The organism is Gemmatimonadota bacterium, assembly GCA_016712265.1.
GTDB lineage: Bacteria > Gemmatimonadota > Gemmatimonadetes > Gemmatimonadales > Gemmatimonadaceae > RBC101.
Window position 1 is genome coordinate 711571 of sequence record JADJRJ010000030.1, and the last position, 17380, is coordinate 728950.

Consider the following 17380-nt stretch of genomic DNA (forward strand, 5'->3'; position numbering starts at 1 on the left):
GGGGAGGAGCCCATTCAGGGATCGTCCCCGGTGCCGATGCTTTCCTGGACATGGCAGGATACGAATTCGACCTCATCGTCATCGGCTCCGGACCCGCGGGGCAGCGCGGCGCCATTGCCGCCGCGAAACTGGGCAAGCGCGTCGCACTCATCGACCGCCGCGAGCTCGTGGGCGGCGTTTGCCTGCATACGGGGACGATCCCGTCCAAGACTCTCCGCGAGGCGATCCTCTACCTCAGCGGCTTCCGCCAGCGGGCCTTCTACGGGCGCGACTACTCGCTGAAGGAAGACATCACGATGGCGGACCTCACCTCGCGCGTGCACCAGGTGATGGCGCGCGAGCTGGAGGTCATCCGGTCACAGCTGAAGCGGAACAACGTGACCATGTTGTGTGGCGCCGCGACGTTCGCCGACAGCCACCACGTCGGCGTCGTCGACGACTCCGGTTCACACACGGTGGTCGGCGGATCCAACGTCCTGATCGCCTGCGGTACACGCCCCGCGCGGTGCAGCAGCATCCCGTTTGATGGTGAGCGGTTCATCGACTCCGACGAGATCCTGAACCTCCGCACCCTGCCGCGCGAGCTGATCGTCGTCGGCGGCGGCGTGGTGGGGCTCGAGTACGCGTCGATGTTCTCAGCGCTTGGCGTTCGCGTGTCGGTCGTGGACGCGCGGGAGCGGCTGCTCGATTTCGCCGACCACGAGATGGTCGACCTGCTCTGCCACCACATGCGTGGCCAGAATGCCGTCTTCCGGCTCGGTGACGCGGTCGAGGAGGTGGGCTACGATGCCCGCGCCCGGATCAGCGTCCGTCTGCGGAGCCAGCGGGTGGTCCGCGGCGACGTCCTGCTGTACAGCGTTGGCCGACAGACCAACGCGGACCTCATTGGGCTGGATGCGGCCGGGCTCGAGGCGGATGATCGGGGACGCATCGGCGTGAACGAGTGGTACCAAACACCGGTCCCGCACATCTACGCGGCCGGTGACGTGATCGGCTTCCCCGCCCTGGCGGCCACCTCCGCCGAACAGGGGCGTTCGGCCGCGTGCCACATGTTCGGTGCCCCGGTCCCCAATCCGGCCGACGTGGTGCTGCCCTATGGCATCTACACGATCCCGGAGATCTCCATGGTCGGCGCCACGGAGGATACCCTGGCGCGCGACCAGGTGCCGTACGACATCGGGCTCGCCCGTTTTGCCGAGTTGGCGCGTGCCCAGATGATGGGGGTGGACACGGGGATGCTGAAGGTCTTGTTCAATCGCGAGACGAAGCGGATCCTCGGCGTGCATGCGTTCGGCGACAGCGCGACAGAGCTGGTGCATATCGGGCAGACCGCGATGGCGCTGGGTGGGACGATCGAGTATTTCCGCGATGCGGTGTTCAACTATCCGACGTTGGCCGAGGCGTACAAGGTCGCGGGGCTGGACGGCACCAACCGGATCTAGGAGGCACTGGCGGTCACGCGGGGTGTGCCACCCGCGGGTCGCTCTTGAGCTGCCCCAGGGCCTCCTCCCTCGTGTACCGGCGGGGCGCTCGCCAATGTTGGGCCCGACGGGCGGCCGCACTCGATACCGCTCCGCTGCGTGTGTCCAGGGTCGCCGACGAGTTGGGCAATGCGCGCCGTGCGACCGCTCGTGAATCGCCGCCGAAGCGATGCAGCACGCGTCCGGCGCTTCAGGACACCAGGCCGGTGCTTCCCTGACGCCCGCCCGGCGGCGGAGCGCGGATGTTCGCCGACGCGCAGACCCTCGCGACCGAGCTCCAGGCACGCGGGGTGGTCACCGCCCTCATCGAGCGCGGCAGTGCGAGCGGCGGTTTGTTCCGCGAACTCTATGACCTCCAGGTCGATCCGTTCGAGCTGGCCAATCTCCCGGTGACCGCGCCGAGCGACCCGACCGTACTCGTGGTGAGCACCTCGATGGCGAGCCGTCTGGCCATGCTGCGCCTTACCAGGTGATCCGAGGCGCGGCCTGACAGACGCAGAGTGCGGTCATGGGGAGATCGCCACCTGTATCGTGCGTGTGAGTGCGGTACCGTCCGCGCGCGCCGTGATCGTAACGCCGGTCCCACTCCGCGTCGCGACGAACCAAGCGCGGTAAGTGCCGTCCCCGTGGTCCGTGACAGGGCGGAAGGCACCCGCACCGTCGCCGGATCCGACGGCGAACGTCACCTGGCGCCCGCCGGCCGCAATCGCATTGCCGGCCTCGTCGCGAGCGCGCACCTGAACGATGACGCTGTCGCCCACCGCCAATGTGCTGCGCTCGACGGACACGTCGGAGCGTCGAACCGAGAAGTCGCCGGGGACAACGGTGAGCGTGACCGGCACCGAGCTGAGCCTCGTGCCGCCGATCGAGGCGACCAGGGTCGTCGCGGCGCCCGCAACCTCGCCGGTAACGGTCGCAACGTACCGGCCATCCCGGAGGTCGACGACGGGACCCATGATGCCGGTGGACACGGTGCCGCTGTCAGTGCTCGCGGCGCCGAAGGTGACCGTGAGTGGGCGTGTGATGGTGCACCCCTTGGCGTCACGCACCTGGAGGGTGAGCGTGGTGGCGATGCCCGATGGCAACACGAGCGATGTGCGCGGCTGCGGCGACGGCGAGCGATCGTTGATCACCAGTTCCGACGTGGCGTACGACACCTCGCTGTTGGGACAGGTCGCGATCACCGTCACGGTGGGCGAGGGGGTGCGCACCGCGCGACCGTCAATGGTGGCGCTGATGGCGTCCGGTGCACCGGCCGATTGGGCCACGTACCAGGCGGAGTACGACCCGTCGCCGCCATCGCGTACCGGGCCCAAGCGGCCCACGCTCGCTCCAACCGCCGCTGACCGCCGAAACGTCACGGTGCGACCACCGGTCTCGACGCGATTGCCGTACGGGTCGCGAGCATTCAGCTGCACCAGGGTGGAATCGCCCGGCGTCAGGACCGACTGCAAGGCGGCAAGCTCCGAGGAATCCGCCGAGGCGGCGCCGGCACGGACCACGAGGGACGGCAGGTGTGACTCGCCAAGGGAGTCGAGCATCTGGACGAGGGTCGTGCCATCGATCGTGGCCCCGACGGTGACCGGGGTGCCGGCCCGCGTCGCCACGAAGGTGGCGGTGTAGCGTCCATCTCCGCTGGTGGTGGCCTTCGACACGGTGCCCCCGCTCGTGCCCGTGTTGTCGAGCGTGAACTCGACGGTGTGCGCGCTGCGGACGAGGGCGTCCGTCACGTCACGCAGCTCAACGGTGAAGGTGCCCTGTTGCCCCGCAATGAAGGCGGTCGCGCTCACCTGCACGCGCGACCGCTGCGGCGCCAGCGGTGGCGGGAGGACCGTGAGCGACGGTGCGGGGCCGCCCTTCTCCACACCGTTGAGGCGCACCCCGACCTGCAGCGTGGCGGGCTGTGTGACCGTGAGCGTGGCGTCGTAGCTACCATCGTCGTGGTCCGAGACGGGGCCGATGGTTCCCGGCGCATCGTCCGGCAGGAAGAACTCGACGGTCTCGCCTCCTGACGTGCGGCGCACACCGGCGGAGTCGTGCACCACGAGGGTGAGTCGCACGCCGGCGTCGATCGCGGTGGTGTCGGCGGAGAGGTGCACGATGGACCGATCCACCGCCACGCCGCGTGCGACGGTCACGGTGGGAGGAGGCGACGTGAGCTCGGTGTCGTTCACGGTTGCCGTGACGGTGATGGGCGTACCTGCGGTGCCGCCGGTGAACGTCGCGGTGTACGTGCCATCGCCGTTGTCCGTTACCGTGCCCACTTCGCCGGTGCCGCTGCCACCCGTGACGCGCACCCTCACGCGTAGCCCACCTGAATCCAGGGGATTGCCGAAGGCGTCGACGGTATGGAGCACCACGCGCGCGCTGTCGCCGGCGACCACGGTGCGCGGCGACACGGAGAGGTAGCTGTCGGTGGGTGAGTACGGGCCGGGTTGCACCTGAAGCGTGGGGAGCGGACTCGTGACCGGCACGCCATCGATGGACGCGCCGATGGTGGCCGGCGAGCCGGATCGGCGCCCATGGAACGTCGCCTGGTAGCGGCCATCACCACGATCGAATACCTGGCCGATGATCCCCGTGCTGCCGCCGCCGGTGGCACTGAAGGCGACGAGGCCTCCTCCCGTGGTGCGGGAGCGGCCGCGCGCGTCCCTCGCCCGCAACGTGAGAAGGACGGAGTCGCCGGCCGCCACCGTGCGCGCGGCGATCAACACTTCAGACTGTGCTGCGTCGATGGCTCCCGCGCCGGCGGGCCCCGTGCTGCGGTCACTGCACGCGGCCACGAACAGTGCGGCGGTCGCAGCCAACAGCGCCGCGCCTCGCCAGGGAGCAGAAGGTGAGGGTGTCATTGGCAGACGAGATCGAAGGTGGTGCGCCTCACGGTCCCCGCGCTCACGGACAACGTGCGCGGATTGGTGCCGTCCCGGAGTGCGCAATGGCCCGGGATGCCCTGCAGCAACACCGACCAGGGCTGCGCGACGATGGCGCTGAAGGTCACGTGGCCGTTCGGCGTGACCGCCTGCCGCTGCGTGACCGCGCCCGCTGAGATCTCCACGAAGAGGCCCCCGGTCGGCACGTTGGCCCCGCGCACGCGCACCTGCACCTGCAGGTCCCCCACTGGCTGGGTGGTGGGGATGGTGACTACAGCCGGCGTGCTGCGCGCCCCCTGGAGGCCCTCCCCGTTCTCGGCCGCTACTTCATACGTATAGGTGTCGCCGGCCGTGAGCCCGCTATCGCGCGCGCTGGTGATCGCCGACGTGCCGATACGCACGCCGTCGCGGTAGATGATGTAGCGCCCCACGCCCGACTCGGGGTCGGCCGCAGGCGTCCAGGCCAGCGCGACCTGCAGCCCGGAAACCGTGGCCGTGAGATTGGACGGGGCGCTGGGTGGCGTGGCGTCAAGCGTCGCCACTGAGGCGGGCACGCTCCGTGCTGACTGCTGGCCATCGCCGTTGACCGCTTCCACGCGGTAGGTGAAGGTGCGGAATGGCGCCAGCCCGCGGTCCACGTAGGCGGTGCTGCTGGTGCTGTCGATGAGGGTGCCATCCCGGAAGACGCGGTAGCGGACGACCCCACTCTCCGGATCACGCGCGGCGCTCCACTGGAGGGAGGCACTGCTGGCGCTGGCCAGCACAGCGCTGAGGCTGGTCGGCGGTGACGGCGGCGTGCCGTCGCGCGTGCGCACCGACAGTGGGCCACTGCTCGGCCCCACCAATCCGTTGCGATCCACGGAGGCCACGCGATAGACAAAGCGCGTGAAGGCACCCAGGCCGCTGTCCGCGAGCGACAGCGTGGACAACGAGTCGAGGATCGTGGTGGTGACAGGCGAGCCGGTTGTGGAGCGCGTGATGCGGTAGTGGGCCACCGTGGCCCCGCTGGCCGGTGCGTTCCACGTCAGGTCGACCGACGAGACGCCGATGGCGGTGGCGCGGAGTCCGGAGGGTGCGGCCGGACCAGGGCAGCTGACGGTGAACGTCACCGAGGTGGAGTCCCGAGCTCCCACCTGCGCCAGCACGGGCGCAGGGGCCAGGCAGCTTCCGTCGACCCCCGCCAGTTCCACACGATGCGTCCCCACGGCAAGGCCGGGGATGGCGGTTGCGCCGGCCACGCCAACGGCGACGGAGTCGATCGAGCCGTCAGGAGCATGGATCAGCGCCAAGTAACCGTCCACGTCGGTGCCGGGGCCGGTGGAACGCGTCAGCAGGTGGAAGCGCTCCACGCACGTGAGTGCGTACACGGCGCGCGCCGTATCACCGGGAAAGACCGTGACGGCGCGCTGCACGCCACCCGCCTCCCGGCAGCGCGACGGCACATCGGTCAGCTGCACGGTGTGACGACCGCTGGCGCCGCTGGCACTGTACACGGGAATGAGACTGTCGATGACGACGCTTCCGGTCGCGGCCACGCGCACGGCCGGCTCGCCCGTCCCATCGAGCGTATCGCGTGGGACGACCTGGGTGCCAACGTCGATCGTCGTTAGGCCCGGTGCCGGGTCCGGGTCGGTGGTCGCCGTCATCACGACGACATGCCCGCGCCGCACGCACGACAGGCGGAACTCGGCCAGGGCCGTGTCACCCGACGTCACCGTGGCCCGCGGCATGGACGGCGCGGCCACCGCACAGTTGCGGCGCCCGGGATCGAGCGTGACGCGGTGCATCCCGGTCGCGCCAGAACCGGGATTCGCGGGGACGAGTCCCGTGACCACGGTGTCGCGCGCTCCCAGTCCCCCCGGCATGGTCAGCGAGAGTGGTGTGGTCGCCTTGCCGGTTCCCGCCGTGTCGAGGCGGGCAAGGGTCAGGCGCGGACGCGTGACGATGTCGTCACCGGTGGCGCGCACCCGGACGGCGAGCGCACCAAGGGCAACGCAGTTGATCGCGATGGTGTCTTCTGCCGCTGTCCCGCCCACGAGGATGTAGGCCTTCGAGGCCACCACGACAGTGTCACGCGGCCGGTCCGCGCTGCAATTGCCCGCGAGCGCGGTGGGGGCGACGGTGTGCGGATACTTGCGCCCCGATCGCACATCGTCAAACTGCGTGCTGTGACCGGCGGCGATCACGCGCTCACCGACCGAGTTGCCCAGGTCGCGGCCGAACGGTGGATTGGTGTCGACAAAGGCGGGGCGCAGCCGCACACGTACCGAGGAGGGGGCGTCGTCTCCCGAGATGCGCGTCCGCACGGTGAGCGGGCCATCGCTGTAGTCGCGCACCAGCTTGTACGGCTGCACCAGCGGAATGATGAACTTGGCCTCGGCCAGGTCCTTGCGGCCAAAGGCGGACAGCTTGGCGCCAATGTTCAGGTTGAGCCCTAACGAGACTCGCGTTTCCCAATCCAGCCCGCCCACCTCCCCCTCAGCAAATCCCAGCGCGGCGGTGGCGGCGGCCTCGGCGTAGGGTTCGAGGTTCACAAACGGGCCGGCGACCCCGTAGAGCTGAAGGCTGAGTTCGGGCACGACCGCAATGCGGACAGAGGCGGTCCCCTCCACCGACTGGAATTGCGGTGCCGAGGCGCTGAAATAGGGGCGCGTCGAGCTCGACACGGGGGTCCAGCCGTTGTCGCGGGACCAGCGAATGCCCGCCGCCACGCCATAGCCTGTCTTGAAGTCTCCGGTGAACACCGCGCTGGCCCCGACGATGGGGGTGACCTGCAGCTTGAAGGTCGCCGTGAGGATGCCGACCAGCGGCATGGGGCCGATGAAGGTCGCGAACGGACGCTGCTTCACGAGGAAGCGCTTGGACTCTGTGGCCAGCTTCAGGGCGCTAGTGGTGAGGGCGCCGGTCACCTTGAGCTCGTACTTGTCGATGACCAGGTCGGCCTGGCTGCGGAAGATGGCCCGCATGCTTTGCAGCTGGAAGAACCGGAACTTCGCCCCGATGTCCAGCGGCGGCGCAAAGGCGAAGGTCCCTTCCTTGACCGTGAAGTCGACGCGAATGGGTGTTTGGGGAGTGGGAGAGACCTGCAGGCGAAAGCCCAGGCCGTTAAGCCGCGTGCCGCGGCCGCTGGCCGCTGACGCCTCCAGCTCCGGGGCCACGTAGGTGGTGCGCCAGGCGCCCCAACGCGTCGCGCCCTGCCCTCCCTGGGATTCTTCCACCGGCTCCTCGAACACCACCTCGCCATCGCTGGGACTGGTGGTGGCGAACTCGCCCTCCTGCACCGCTTCCTCGAGGTAGGCCTGCGTGGTTTCGAGGGTGAGGAGCGGGCCGGCCTGCGTGACCCGGTGCACGCGGCGCAGGTAGCCCCCCGCTTCGGCACCGACGATGATGCTCCCCGAGTCGATTGCCGGCGGCGCGCCGCGCAACACGCGCAGCCGGTAGATCCCCGTGCTGTCGTTGCGGTCCGCGAGCGTGACCGCAGCGGAGTCGATGATGCGCAGGCATTCGCAGAGCTGCGACTGGCCTACGGAGAGTTCGACCGAGGCACCCTGCCCCTCGGCGGTGGCCGTGATCGTGGCCGATCCGGCGGTCAGTGCGGCCACCATGCCGGTCGCCGAAATGGTGGCCACCTGGGGGTCGCTGGAAGTCCAGGCGATGGTGGCCGTGGGCAGCACGCGACCGTCAGCGTCGAAGGCGCGGGCGGTGTACCGCACGCTGTCGCCGGGGGCGAGCACCTGCCGCGACGCGTTGATGGAGACGCTCGCGACCGCTGCTGCCACCGGGGGTGCCGTGATGGGGGGCTTGGTGTCGTCGCGGCAGGCGGCCACGAGCGACAACAGGACGAGAAGCCGTCGTGCGCCGACCGACATGGCGCGGCGAGGCCCTGCGGACAGAGGCTGCTGCATGGTTCCTCCCGGTCTCCTGATCGAGGGACATCCGATGAGGGAGCGGCGGGTGCCATCGACCCGATGGCCGTCACCCCTCATCCCTCAAAGCGCCCTTGGGCTGCGGATTCCCTCATGGGAGGGGCCAGCCGAGTTGAGATCGGGGACCGTTGCCTGCACTTTCGTGAGTCGCCTGATCCCCCGCAGGGGCGACCCGTTCACGCGCCGCCCGTCGATCACAACGCATGTCGCCATGTGCGAGCGCCGCACATCACGAACGTGACCCCACCAGGCCCCGCCGGTCGCTGCGACACGGGACACCGTGAGACACGCACGACGCGCGAGCCGAAGCCCACGCGTCGTTCCCTTCATCCCTCCCGCGGCCTGCACGACCGGCCCCCGCCATCCGACCCGACCTCTCCCCCTCGCTAGTTCACCGTCAGGTTCCACAGGAATGAGTCGTTGCCGGCCACGACGTCCCAGTCGACTCCCACGATACGAACCGTATTGATGTAACTCCCGGCCACCCCGGCCCGCATCACCAGCGTGAAGTCGACCTGCGCCCCCGCAGCGAGCGCCGCCACGGTGCAGGTCAGGATCCCGACACCTGCCCTACAGGTGACCTGCGGAGTGCTGGACTGGAAGGTCATCCCATCCATCGCCGTGATGGTGAACGTCGATCCGTTCGACACGCCCGGGCCATTGTTGATCACACGGTACCGCGCCTCGAACACCTGGTTGGCGTTGACCGAGTCCGGCGCGCTCAGCAACGACACCGCAAGGTCGGCAGCCGGATCGTTATCGGCGACGATGACGGCCAGTTCGTTCAGCGGGACCAGATTGTGATAGGCCGGGTCAGCGCTCGTCAACCGAAAGCGGATCGAGTCGGCGCGGGGAGCCTCGCCGATGAGGTCATCGATGGCCGTCACGGTCAGCGCTTGCGGCGCAAACCAGTTCGTGGTCGTGAAGCTGAGCGGAATGGGTGATGGCGTGGTCTGGCCGAGTCGGGATCCGGGGGTCACAGTCACCGTGGCTGTCGGCGTGTTGGAGCCGATGCACACACTCGCCATCCCGCTCGCGCCCCCCTCGACGGCACCAACCGCGCCGGCGGAAAGGCTTACCCGCCTCGTTGGGTCGTAGCCGTAGACGGCGATACTGTTCTGGAGTGTCGCAGTTCGCCACGCGCGATGCGTCCCGGGAGTGAGCCCCGTCCATTGCGCAAAGGCGCCGCTCCGCGAGCTGCCCGGTGCGCGAGTGAGCGGCTCGAATGATTGGCCGCACACCCCGCCGGTAAACGGCGCAATCTCCTGGAGGTCTACCGTTCCCGCCATCGTCAGGCGCGACGTGGTGTGAACCGCGTCGTACGTCCCGTTCGCCGTACCTCCTACGTCAATCACCACGCGGGACGCCGCGTCGAGACTGAGATCGGAGACGGTAAGGGTCCCATGGGTCGTCGTCGTCCCAGGGCTCACCACGCCGCCGAGTGAGACCACACGTTCCATGCTGCCGCGGCCGCGCAGCCGCCCAGCATTCGCCAGGACGATCGTGCCGGTTGTGGCACCCGTCGGCTCGGCGTAGAACGAGGCCGCGCTACTCACGACGAGATCGGCCGGACTACCCAGCACCTGAACGGTCCCGAGGTTGCGAAGGAAACCTGAAGACAGCGTCGTCGAGTCAGCGACCGTGATGGTGCCCTCGTTTCGCAGCGAATCTGCTGCGATCGCCAGGCGCCCCGGGCCCAACGTGATCGTGCCCGTCGAGACGACGGATCCGACCACTGAAAGCGACGTGCCCGTGCCATCCTGAAGTTCCAGCGTTCCTTCGTTCGCGAGGGGACGGTTCCCGTCGCCGAGGCGCAGGGTGCTTGTCCCCCACTGGGACTTCCGGACGAGCACACGCATGGCGCTGTCCATCTCCCCGATGAGCTCCACGGTTTCTCCAGCGGGGTCCACCTCAACGGCGCCGGTGGCGTTGAAGAAAACGTCCACGTCGGACCCACGGACCCGCAGGATCGGATCCGTCGGAGCCGACAGGAGGGTGCCGAAATGCGCGTTCGCCAAGAGGACCTCCGCTGCGTCGTCGACGAACATGCGGGCGTCGCCGCTGATCGATCCGGTGATGTAGACGTATCCTCCACCCGAGAGTGACAGGTCGGCGGCAGTGGAGAGAAACGTGTAGCCGTTGAACCGCACCACGTCACTGGAGGTGATCCGGGATGGTTCGCGTACATTCAGGATCCCTCCGGCATACACCTCAAGGTCGCCCCAGATGTTGTCGCCGCGGGCATCGTATGCGCCGTACAGGTGCAGTTCTTCGCCTTCAATCGGGGCGCCGCTGGTTTGCACGAGCCGCGCGTTGGCGTACACGAAGAGCCGGTCGACATCCAGGCCGCGGGTCGGAAGGGCGTTGGCGACAACTTCGAGACGGATATCGGAGGTGCCGTCGCCAAGGTACAAGTCGGCGACGCCCCAGGAATCCACCGTCACGGTGTATGACCCCGGGGTCGTTATGCACGCCCAGCTGTTGTAGTAGGGCACGACGCCGAGGCTCCAGTTCGTTGGGTCGTCCCAGTCCCCATCGACCGGCGCCAGCCAGAAGTTGCAGTTGGCCGGGACGTGCACCTGCACAGGGGCCGTCGCCCTGATGGTGGGAGGGAGCGCAACCGGCGCCTCGGCGCACGCCCAGAGGACGAGAAGAACGGAAAGGTACTTTCCACGCATGACTCTACCCCGCGTTGTGATGGTTACAGTCGGGCAAGGCCCGCAGGCCTGTCCCCGGGTAGCGTCAACGCGTCGGGTTTCTGGACATTGGTGCGGCCCCTGCATGTGCACAGGTCGCGAGGCGAACGATGCTTAGCCGATTTCGACCGACTTCTTCACCAGTTCCAATATCGACACGCCGCCACATCCTGGACTGGCCGAGCCTGGCATCCGCCCGCGGTCTCGATGCTAGCTGCCGAGACTCATCGTCACGGCCGCGATAAGCAAGCCCGCGAGCACTGCCACCGCGCCCGTCAGTAGCCCGAGCCCCGTAAGGAAGGCACTCAGCGTGGCGAGCTGGCGCCCCAGCTCTGCGATGTAGTCAGCAGCGAGCGTCTGAATGTTTTCCCAAGATGCCACGCGCCACGCAACGGCGCCACGCGCCCAACCGCCTGGGTGCAGGAACTCAACGCAGATCCGGCCGCCGCACCGCCTGCGCGCTCTGTGCCGCCTGGACGATCTGCAACCGACGCTGCAGAAGTTGCCTCACGGCCGTCGTGGGGGCCATCTCGCAAGCCAACCTCCCATAACGACTCGCTGCGTTGGCGTCGCCGCAGCGTCCGTGCAAATCGGCGAGGACCGCCGCCCACATGTATGAACCTGCCAACCAGGTGGGTGGCTCACAACCATCGAGTACGGCGAGCCCCGCTGCTGGTCCGTGGAGTTCTGCGACCGCCACGGCACGATTCAACCTATGGAGCGCGGACGGTGCGACCCGCTCCAGGAGTTCGTAACACTCCACCACCTTGTCCCAGCGCGTCGCAGCGAACGTCGGCGCGAGGCAATGTTCCGCAGCGATCGCCGCCTCGGCGTGGTACCTCGTAAAGTCATTGCCCTCCGCAGACCTGGCCAACCATGAGAGGCCGAGCGCGACTTCGGTCGGATCCCACAAGCCGCGCTCCTGCTCTTCGAGCAAGAGCAGCCCGCCAGCGTCGTCCTGGCGAGCACTCAGCCGAGCCGCGTGCAGGTGCATGAGCGCCATCAACGCCGAGCTTTCTGGTGACCGGCCGATCGGGTGACCTGCCAGGATGCCCGTTAGGCGCATCGCTTCGGCGCAGAGTTCGCGGCGGATCGCCGTTTCCGCGCGCGTCGACAGGTACCCCTCGGTGAACATGAGATAGAGGATCCTCCGCACTCCGATGAGCCGGGATGCATACTGTTCGCCCGTGAGCTCGTCGGTGCGCGGCGGCGTCGCGCGCAAGCGCTCGCGTGCTCGGGCCAGCCGCTTGTACACATTGGCTTCGCTGGTAAACAGTCGGTGGGCGATCTCCCGCACCTCAAAGCCACAGAGAACTTTCAGGGCCAGGACAAGCTGCGACTCGGTTGGAATCGCCTCGTCGCAACACACGAACAGCATCCGGAGCAGGTCGTCGTGCACGTCCGCAACGATCAGGGTCTCGGGCTCCTGCTCAATGTCCGCTGCCCACTCGGTGGCGTTCTCCTCCATGAGCCGGCGGTGGCGGGTCTCCTTGCGCAGTGCATCCCACAGTCGGTTGCGCGCGACACGAAAGAGCCACGCCGTGGGATCCTCCGGCACCCCGCCCACCGTCCACGATTCGAGGCCGGACATCAGGGCGCCCTGGACCGCGTCCTCGACGGCTTCGATGTGCTGCGCACCGGTCCGGCGTGCGAGGATCGCGACCAGCCGGCCGTATTCGTGACGAAAGAAGTGCTCGGCCAGCTGTCGCGCGTCGCTCACGGCGTGCGTATCTCGATGACATCGACGCCCGAGCCGGGGCCGACAAGACCCGGGCAGCCACGGGCTACCTCAATCGCCGCATCCAGGCTGTCGGCCGACACGATCATGTAGCCGCCAACCAGCTCCTTTATCTCGACGAACGGCCCGTCCGGCGCAGGGTCCGCGGTGGTGAGCCGCCCCTCGCCGAGCCTGCCACCCATGTCCACCAGGTTCGCCTTGAACTTCTGCTGCCAAGCGCCGAACTGGGCGTACATCTCCTGCATTTGCGCGGGCGAGGGACGCTCGGCCTTCCCGCCAGGAAGGCTCCGCTGCAGGCACAAGTACTTCGGCATGACTTCTCCTTGTAGGGGCCGCCCGCAATCGAGCGACACGGAATGACGCGCGGACCGGCGGAATTTGGACACTCCCTGCCAAGACACCACACCTGACATAATCCGAACGGCGCGTGAGCCGAAGCCCACGCGCCGTTCGTTTCCAGCTCGACGTCCCGGAGTCCTAGTCTTCGTCCGGGATCATCAGGTCCGCGGGGATCTCCGGAATGTCGTCTTCCGAGTGGATCTTGATCGGCCCTTCCGGACGCGGCGGCTGCTCCGCCGGAATGTCCGTGACGGTCAGGACGATGCGGCGATGGATCGGATCCACTTCCACCACGCGCAGCTCCAGGTTCATGCCGTCGTAACACACGTCAGCCGGTGACTCGATCACCTTGTCCGACGGGAGGTGCGACAGCGGGACAAACCCTTCGATGTCGTTGCCGATGTCGACCACGACGCCCTTCTCCATCAGGCGGGCCACCTTGCCGCGCAGCTCGGTGCCGACCGGGTAGGTCTCGCCGATGCTGAGCCACGGATCGTCGGTCGCCTGCTTGAGACCGAGCGAGATCCGCTTGTTGTCGGCGTCGATCGAGAGGATCACGACGTCGACCGCGTCACCCTTCTTCACGACTTCCGACGGGTGCTGCACGCGACGCGTCCAGCTCATGTCGGAGATGTGGATCAAGCCGTCGATCCCCGGGTCGATCTCGACGAAGGCGCCGAACGAGGTAAGGTTGCGGACCTTGCCGTTGAGACGGGCGCCGACCGGGTACTTGAGCGGCAGCACCATCCACGGATCTTGCTCGGTCTGCTTCATGCCGAGCGAGATCTTCTCCTCGTTCGGGTCGACCTTGAGCACCACGGCCTCGATGCTCTCGCCGATCGAGACGATCTTCGACGGGTGGCGCACATTGCGCGTCCAGCTCATCTCGCTGATGTGGACCAGCCCTTCGATCCCCGGCTCCAGCTCAATGAAGGCGCCGTAGTTGGTGATCGAGACCACCTTCCCGGCGACGCGCGTGCCGACCGGGTACTTCTCGATGACGTCCTTCCACGGATACGGCTGCAGCTGCTTGAGGCCGAGCGAGATGCGCTCGCGATCCCAGTCGATGTCCAGGACCTTGACCTCCATCTCCATGCCGATCTGCACCATCTCGGTGGGGTGTTGGATGCGGCCCCACGACATGTCGGTGATATGGAGCAGGCCGTCCACGCCCCCGAGGTCGATAAACGCCCCGAAGTCGGTGATGTTCTTGACGACGCCCTTCCGCACCTGGTCCTTCTGCAGCTCCTTCATCAGCTTCTCGCGCTTGCCGGCCCGCTCGGCCTCGAGCAGCACACGACGCGACACAACGATGTTGCGGCGACGCTTGTTGAGCTTGATGATCTTGAAGTCGTACTTCTGGCCGAGGAGCTCGTCGATGTTCGGGACGCGACGGAGCGCGATCTGCGAACCCGGGAGGAAGGCGTCGACGCCCATCAGGTCGACGACCACACCACCCTTGATCTTCTTGACCAGGGTGCCGGTGACCGGCGTGTCTTCCTCGTACGCGATCCGGATCTTCTCCCAGACGCGCATGAAGTCGGCTTTCTTCTTGGAGAGGACGACCGACCCTTCCTGGTCCTCGAGGTGCTCGAGGAGGACGTCGATTTCATCACCGACCTTGAGGTCGGGAAGGTCCTTGAACTCCTCCAGCGGGATCGTGCCTTCGGACTTGAAGCCGATATCGAGCACGACGAGGTTCTCGCGAATCTCGAGGACGCGCGACTTGACGATTTCACCTTCGTCGATCGACGCCAGCGTGCCCTTGTACATCTCGAGCATGCGGTCGTATTCGGCCGACGTGTATTCGTCCTCGTCGTAGAGTTCGGGGCGTCGGTTGGCAAGCGGCCGAAGCTCGCCCATCTGGGCTTTGCGCTTTTCGGCGGCCGTCATGCCGGTTGGGGTGGCAGTGTCGGTCATGTCTCCTGACTCGCGGATGTTCGCTCGCCGCGGCGAGGTTTGGGGGAGTTCCCCAGGCACGGCGCCGGGGGAGCCTGCAAAGCTAGCCGCTGGCTCCTGCTCCGGTCAACGCACGGACGGCGCGGAGGCTAGGACAGCCCGAGGAGCTCGACAGCCTGGCGGACGTTGGTCCGAAGGTCGAACAGCTCCCGCGCGCGAGCCCGCCCAGCCCGCCCCATCGACGCCCGCAAAGCAGGGTCCCGGGCGAGCATCAACATGGCGGCGGCCGCCGCCGCGCTGTCACCCCGATCCACCACGAACCCGGTCTCCTCGTGGACCACCAGCTCCGGAATCGCCCCGACCCGCGTCCCGATCACCGGGCGCTCGGTGGCCATGGCCTCGGCGATGACGTAACCAAACGCCTCCTCCCACCGAGAGAGCTGGGTGACAACGTCCGCTGCGTCGAAGAGCCCCTCCCCGAACGGGTCCTCCACGAGCCCCGTCCACGTTACATGCTCCCGGAGCCCACTGGATACCACGAGGGCTTCGTAGGCGCCCCTCTGGGGGCCGTCGCCCGCAAGTACGAGGTGGATGCGCGGTTCGGAGACCCGGGCCAGACGCACGGCCTCGATCAGGTCCGGGATGCCCTTCTCCGGGATTAGCCATGAGGCCTGCGCCACCACGATGGCGTCCGCTGGAATCCCGTGTCGCGCCCGGAAGGCCGTTCCAAGCTCGCGATTGTGGGGTCGGCTCGTGTCAGCCGCGTTATAGAGCCGAACGGTCTTCCCCGGAGCAACGAGGCCACGGGTGCGAATCGATCGAAGGTTGAAATCTGAGATCGACAGGACGCGGTCGAGCGGCCAGGTGATGATCCGCGCCACCACCCGCTTCCACCACGGCGCGGGCGTACCCACCCACCCCTCGGGCTGCGACCCCTGATCCACGAAGTAGACCCGAGGAACGCGCGCGAGGGTCGCCTCCCACGGGATCGAACTCAGGAACGGGGTGAACTCCAGCAGCAGCACCTCGGGACGAAATTCCGCCAGCAACTTGCGCAGGTCCGCTCCGGCACCGAGTGGACGCATGGCATTCGCGAAGACCCGCAGCTCGACGTTTGGGAGCGCCAGGTATTCGCGGACGGTCGCCGACGGTTCACCCAGGAAGCACAGCACACTCCGAATTCCGCGTTCACCGAGCTGCGCCGAAAACTCGCGCGCAAAGGCCTCAACGCCTCCGATGCGTCGGGCTTCGAGTCCCAGGACGGTCACCACCGTCCGCCCGCCCCGCGCTCTCGTGCCTGCCAAGGTCCTGGCGCCTACTCCGGGGTGGCCGCGACGACGACCGGACGCTTCGTCTCGATCTCGACGGGGGACATACGGCGCTGCAGGCAGCAGCCGGACTCCCACACGCGGGGACGTCCCTCCCAGATCTCCCGGATCCCCTTCTCCTTGACGCTGCCGACCACTCCCAATCCCGTGCAGACCGTCACGTCGCCGTTCGCCTGGAACTGCAGGGTGCTGAGGGCGTTGCAGCTCTGTCGCACTTCGTGCGCGCTATGGCTCATCGACGAAACGCGGCTCGACTCGGGGTTCTCGAAGTACAGGATCATCGCCTCCAACTGCGCAATGCTGTTCGCAATCGGCAGCCCCTGCCCCTTGAGGCGAATCAGCTCGCGGATGTTCGCCACCGCCACGCTCGTGTCCTTCGGCCAGTTCTCGGAGTGCTCCCACCACCGCTCGTCTTCCGGCGTGTTGTAATTCTGCTCGATGGGCTGGTAGAAGACCTCCATCCCCGGCTGGTTGGCCCAATGCGCCACCTTCACGGTGTCGTGGAGGTTGTGCGACATGATGACGTTCTTGAGCCGGATCGTGTAGCCCAGGCCGTGCTCCTGGCGCACACGCTTGAACGTCTCGATCGACGTGCTGGTCTTGTCCCAAAACTTCTCGCGACCTCGGACCCGCGAGTGGGTCTCGCCGATGCCGTCGAATGACAACGTGACGCGCCATGGACCAGCAAGGGCCAACTCCTCGATCTTCCCCTGGTCGGTCCAATACCCGTGAGTCAGGATCTCGAGGTAGAGCCCGATGGAGCGGGCATGCCGAACGAGGTCAATGGTATAGGGCTTGAGGAGCGCCTCGCCTCCCGAAAAGGAGACCTGCACGGGGCCCAGCCAGTTCCGCAGGTCGGTGAGGACCTGCGCCCACTGTTCGAACGTCGGGCTGTCCTCCTTCCCCCGGTTCTTCCAGATGTCACAGTGGAGGCAATGCGCGTTGCAGCGCTCGGTCAGGAGGAAGATGATCGACGGTGGCCGGCACAAATGAGCCAGCCGTCCCCCGGCGAAGGTCCGGAGCCGGTAATTCACCCCGTCGTATACGCGCTTGTACAGCCAGTTGACGTCCATGCCTCACCCCATCCGTGTGGCCCATCGCAC

General features: G+C 67.5%; 11 protein-coding genes. 2 read left to right on the top strand and 9 right to left on the bottom strand.

Features of this window, described 5'->3' with window-relative positions:
- The first annotated feature begins 50 nt into the window (after positions 1 to 50).
- Both sthA and IPK85_18585 read left to right on the top strand, forming a co-directional pair.
- Positions 51 to 1442: a Si-specific NAD(P)(+) transhydrogenase gene (sthA, locus tag IPK85_18580; protein ID MBK8249380.1), complete on the top strand. Its 1392-nt coding sequence runs from the start codon at positions 51 to 53 to the stop codon at positions 1440 to 1442.
- 281 nt (positions 1443 to 1723) lie between these two features.
- Positions 1724 to 1954, top strand: coding sequence for a hypothetical protein (locus tag IPK85_18585; GenBank protein MBK8249381.1), 231 nt, complete (start codon positions 1724 to 1726; stop codon positions 1952 to 1954).
- A 33-nt stretch (positions 1955 to 1987) separates the two neighbouring features.
- Here the strand turns inward: IPK85_18585 and IPK85_18590 are convergent, their stop codons facing one another.
- The 9 genes from IPK85_18590 to IPK85_18630 all read right to left on the bottom strand — a co-directional run bounded on the left by IPK85_18590 (position 1988) and on the right by IPK85_18630 (position 17350).
- Positions 1988 to 4330 carry a hypothetical protein gene (locus IPK85_18590; protein ID MBK8249382.1) on the bottom strand — a complete coding sequence of 781 codons (2343 nt, stop codon included), beginning with the start codon at positions 4328 to 4330 and terminating at the stop codon, positions 1988 to 1990.
- The gene (locus IPK85_18595; protein ID MBK8249383.1) at positions 4327 to 8256 is read right to left on the bottom strand and encodes a fibronectin type III domain-containing protein; all 3930 of its coding nucleotides are present in this window, start codon (positions 8254 to 8256) and stop codon (positions 4327 to 4329) included. Before IPK85_18595 ends, IPK85_18590 begins: the two co-directional genes overlap by 4 nt.
- Positions 8257 to 8663: 407 nt before the next feature.
- Entirely contained in the window at positions 8664 to 10955 is a 2292-nt protein-coding gene (locus IPK85_18600; protein ID MBK8249384.1) for a hypothetical protein, read from the bottom strand.
- Between the two features lie 228 nt (positions 10956 to 11183).
- Complete coding sequence (locus IPK85_18605) at positions 11184 to 11354, bottom strand: hypothetical protein (protein ID MBK8249385.1); 171 nt, start codon at positions 11352 to 11354, stop codon at positions 11184 to 11186.
- 46 nt (positions 11355 to 11400) lie between these two features.
- Positions 11401 to 12693, bottom strand: a complete 1293-nt coding sequence (locus IPK85_18610; protein ID MBK8249386.1) for a sigma-70 family RNA polymerase sigma factor — start codon at positions 12691 to 12693, stop codon at positions 11401 to 11403.
- The gene (locus tag IPK85_18615) at positions 12690 to 13025 is read right to left on the bottom strand and encodes a hypothetical protein (protein ID MBK8249387.1); all 336 of its coding nucleotides are present in this window, start codon (positions 13023 to 13025) and stop codon (positions 12690 to 12692) included. Before IPK85_18615 ends, IPK85_18610 begins: the two co-directional genes overlap by 4 nt.
- Before the next feature lie 163 nt (positions 13026 to 13188).
- Positions 13189 to 14970 carry a 30S ribosomal protein S1 gene (rpsA, locus tag IPK85_18620; GenBank protein MBK8249388.1) on the bottom strand — a complete coding sequence of 594 codons (1782 nt, stop codon included), beginning with the start codon at positions 14968 to 14970 and terminating at the stop codon, positions 13189 to 13191.
- Positions 14971 to 15098: 128 nt separating this feature from the next.
- Complete coding sequence (locus IPK85_18625; protein ID MBK8249389.1) at positions 15099 to 16217, bottom strand: glycosyltransferase family 4 protein; 1119 nt, start codon at positions 16215 to 16217, stop codon at positions 15099 to 15101.
- A gap of 47 nt (positions 16218 to 16264) precedes the next feature.
- Positions 16265 to 17350 carry a radical SAM protein gene (locus IPK85_18630; GenBank protein ID MBK8249390.1) on the bottom strand — a complete coding sequence of 362 codons (1086 nt, stop codon included), beginning with the start codon at positions 17348 to 17350 and terminating at the stop codon, positions 16265 to 16267.
- Positions 17351 to 17380 lie beyond the last annotated feature (30 nt).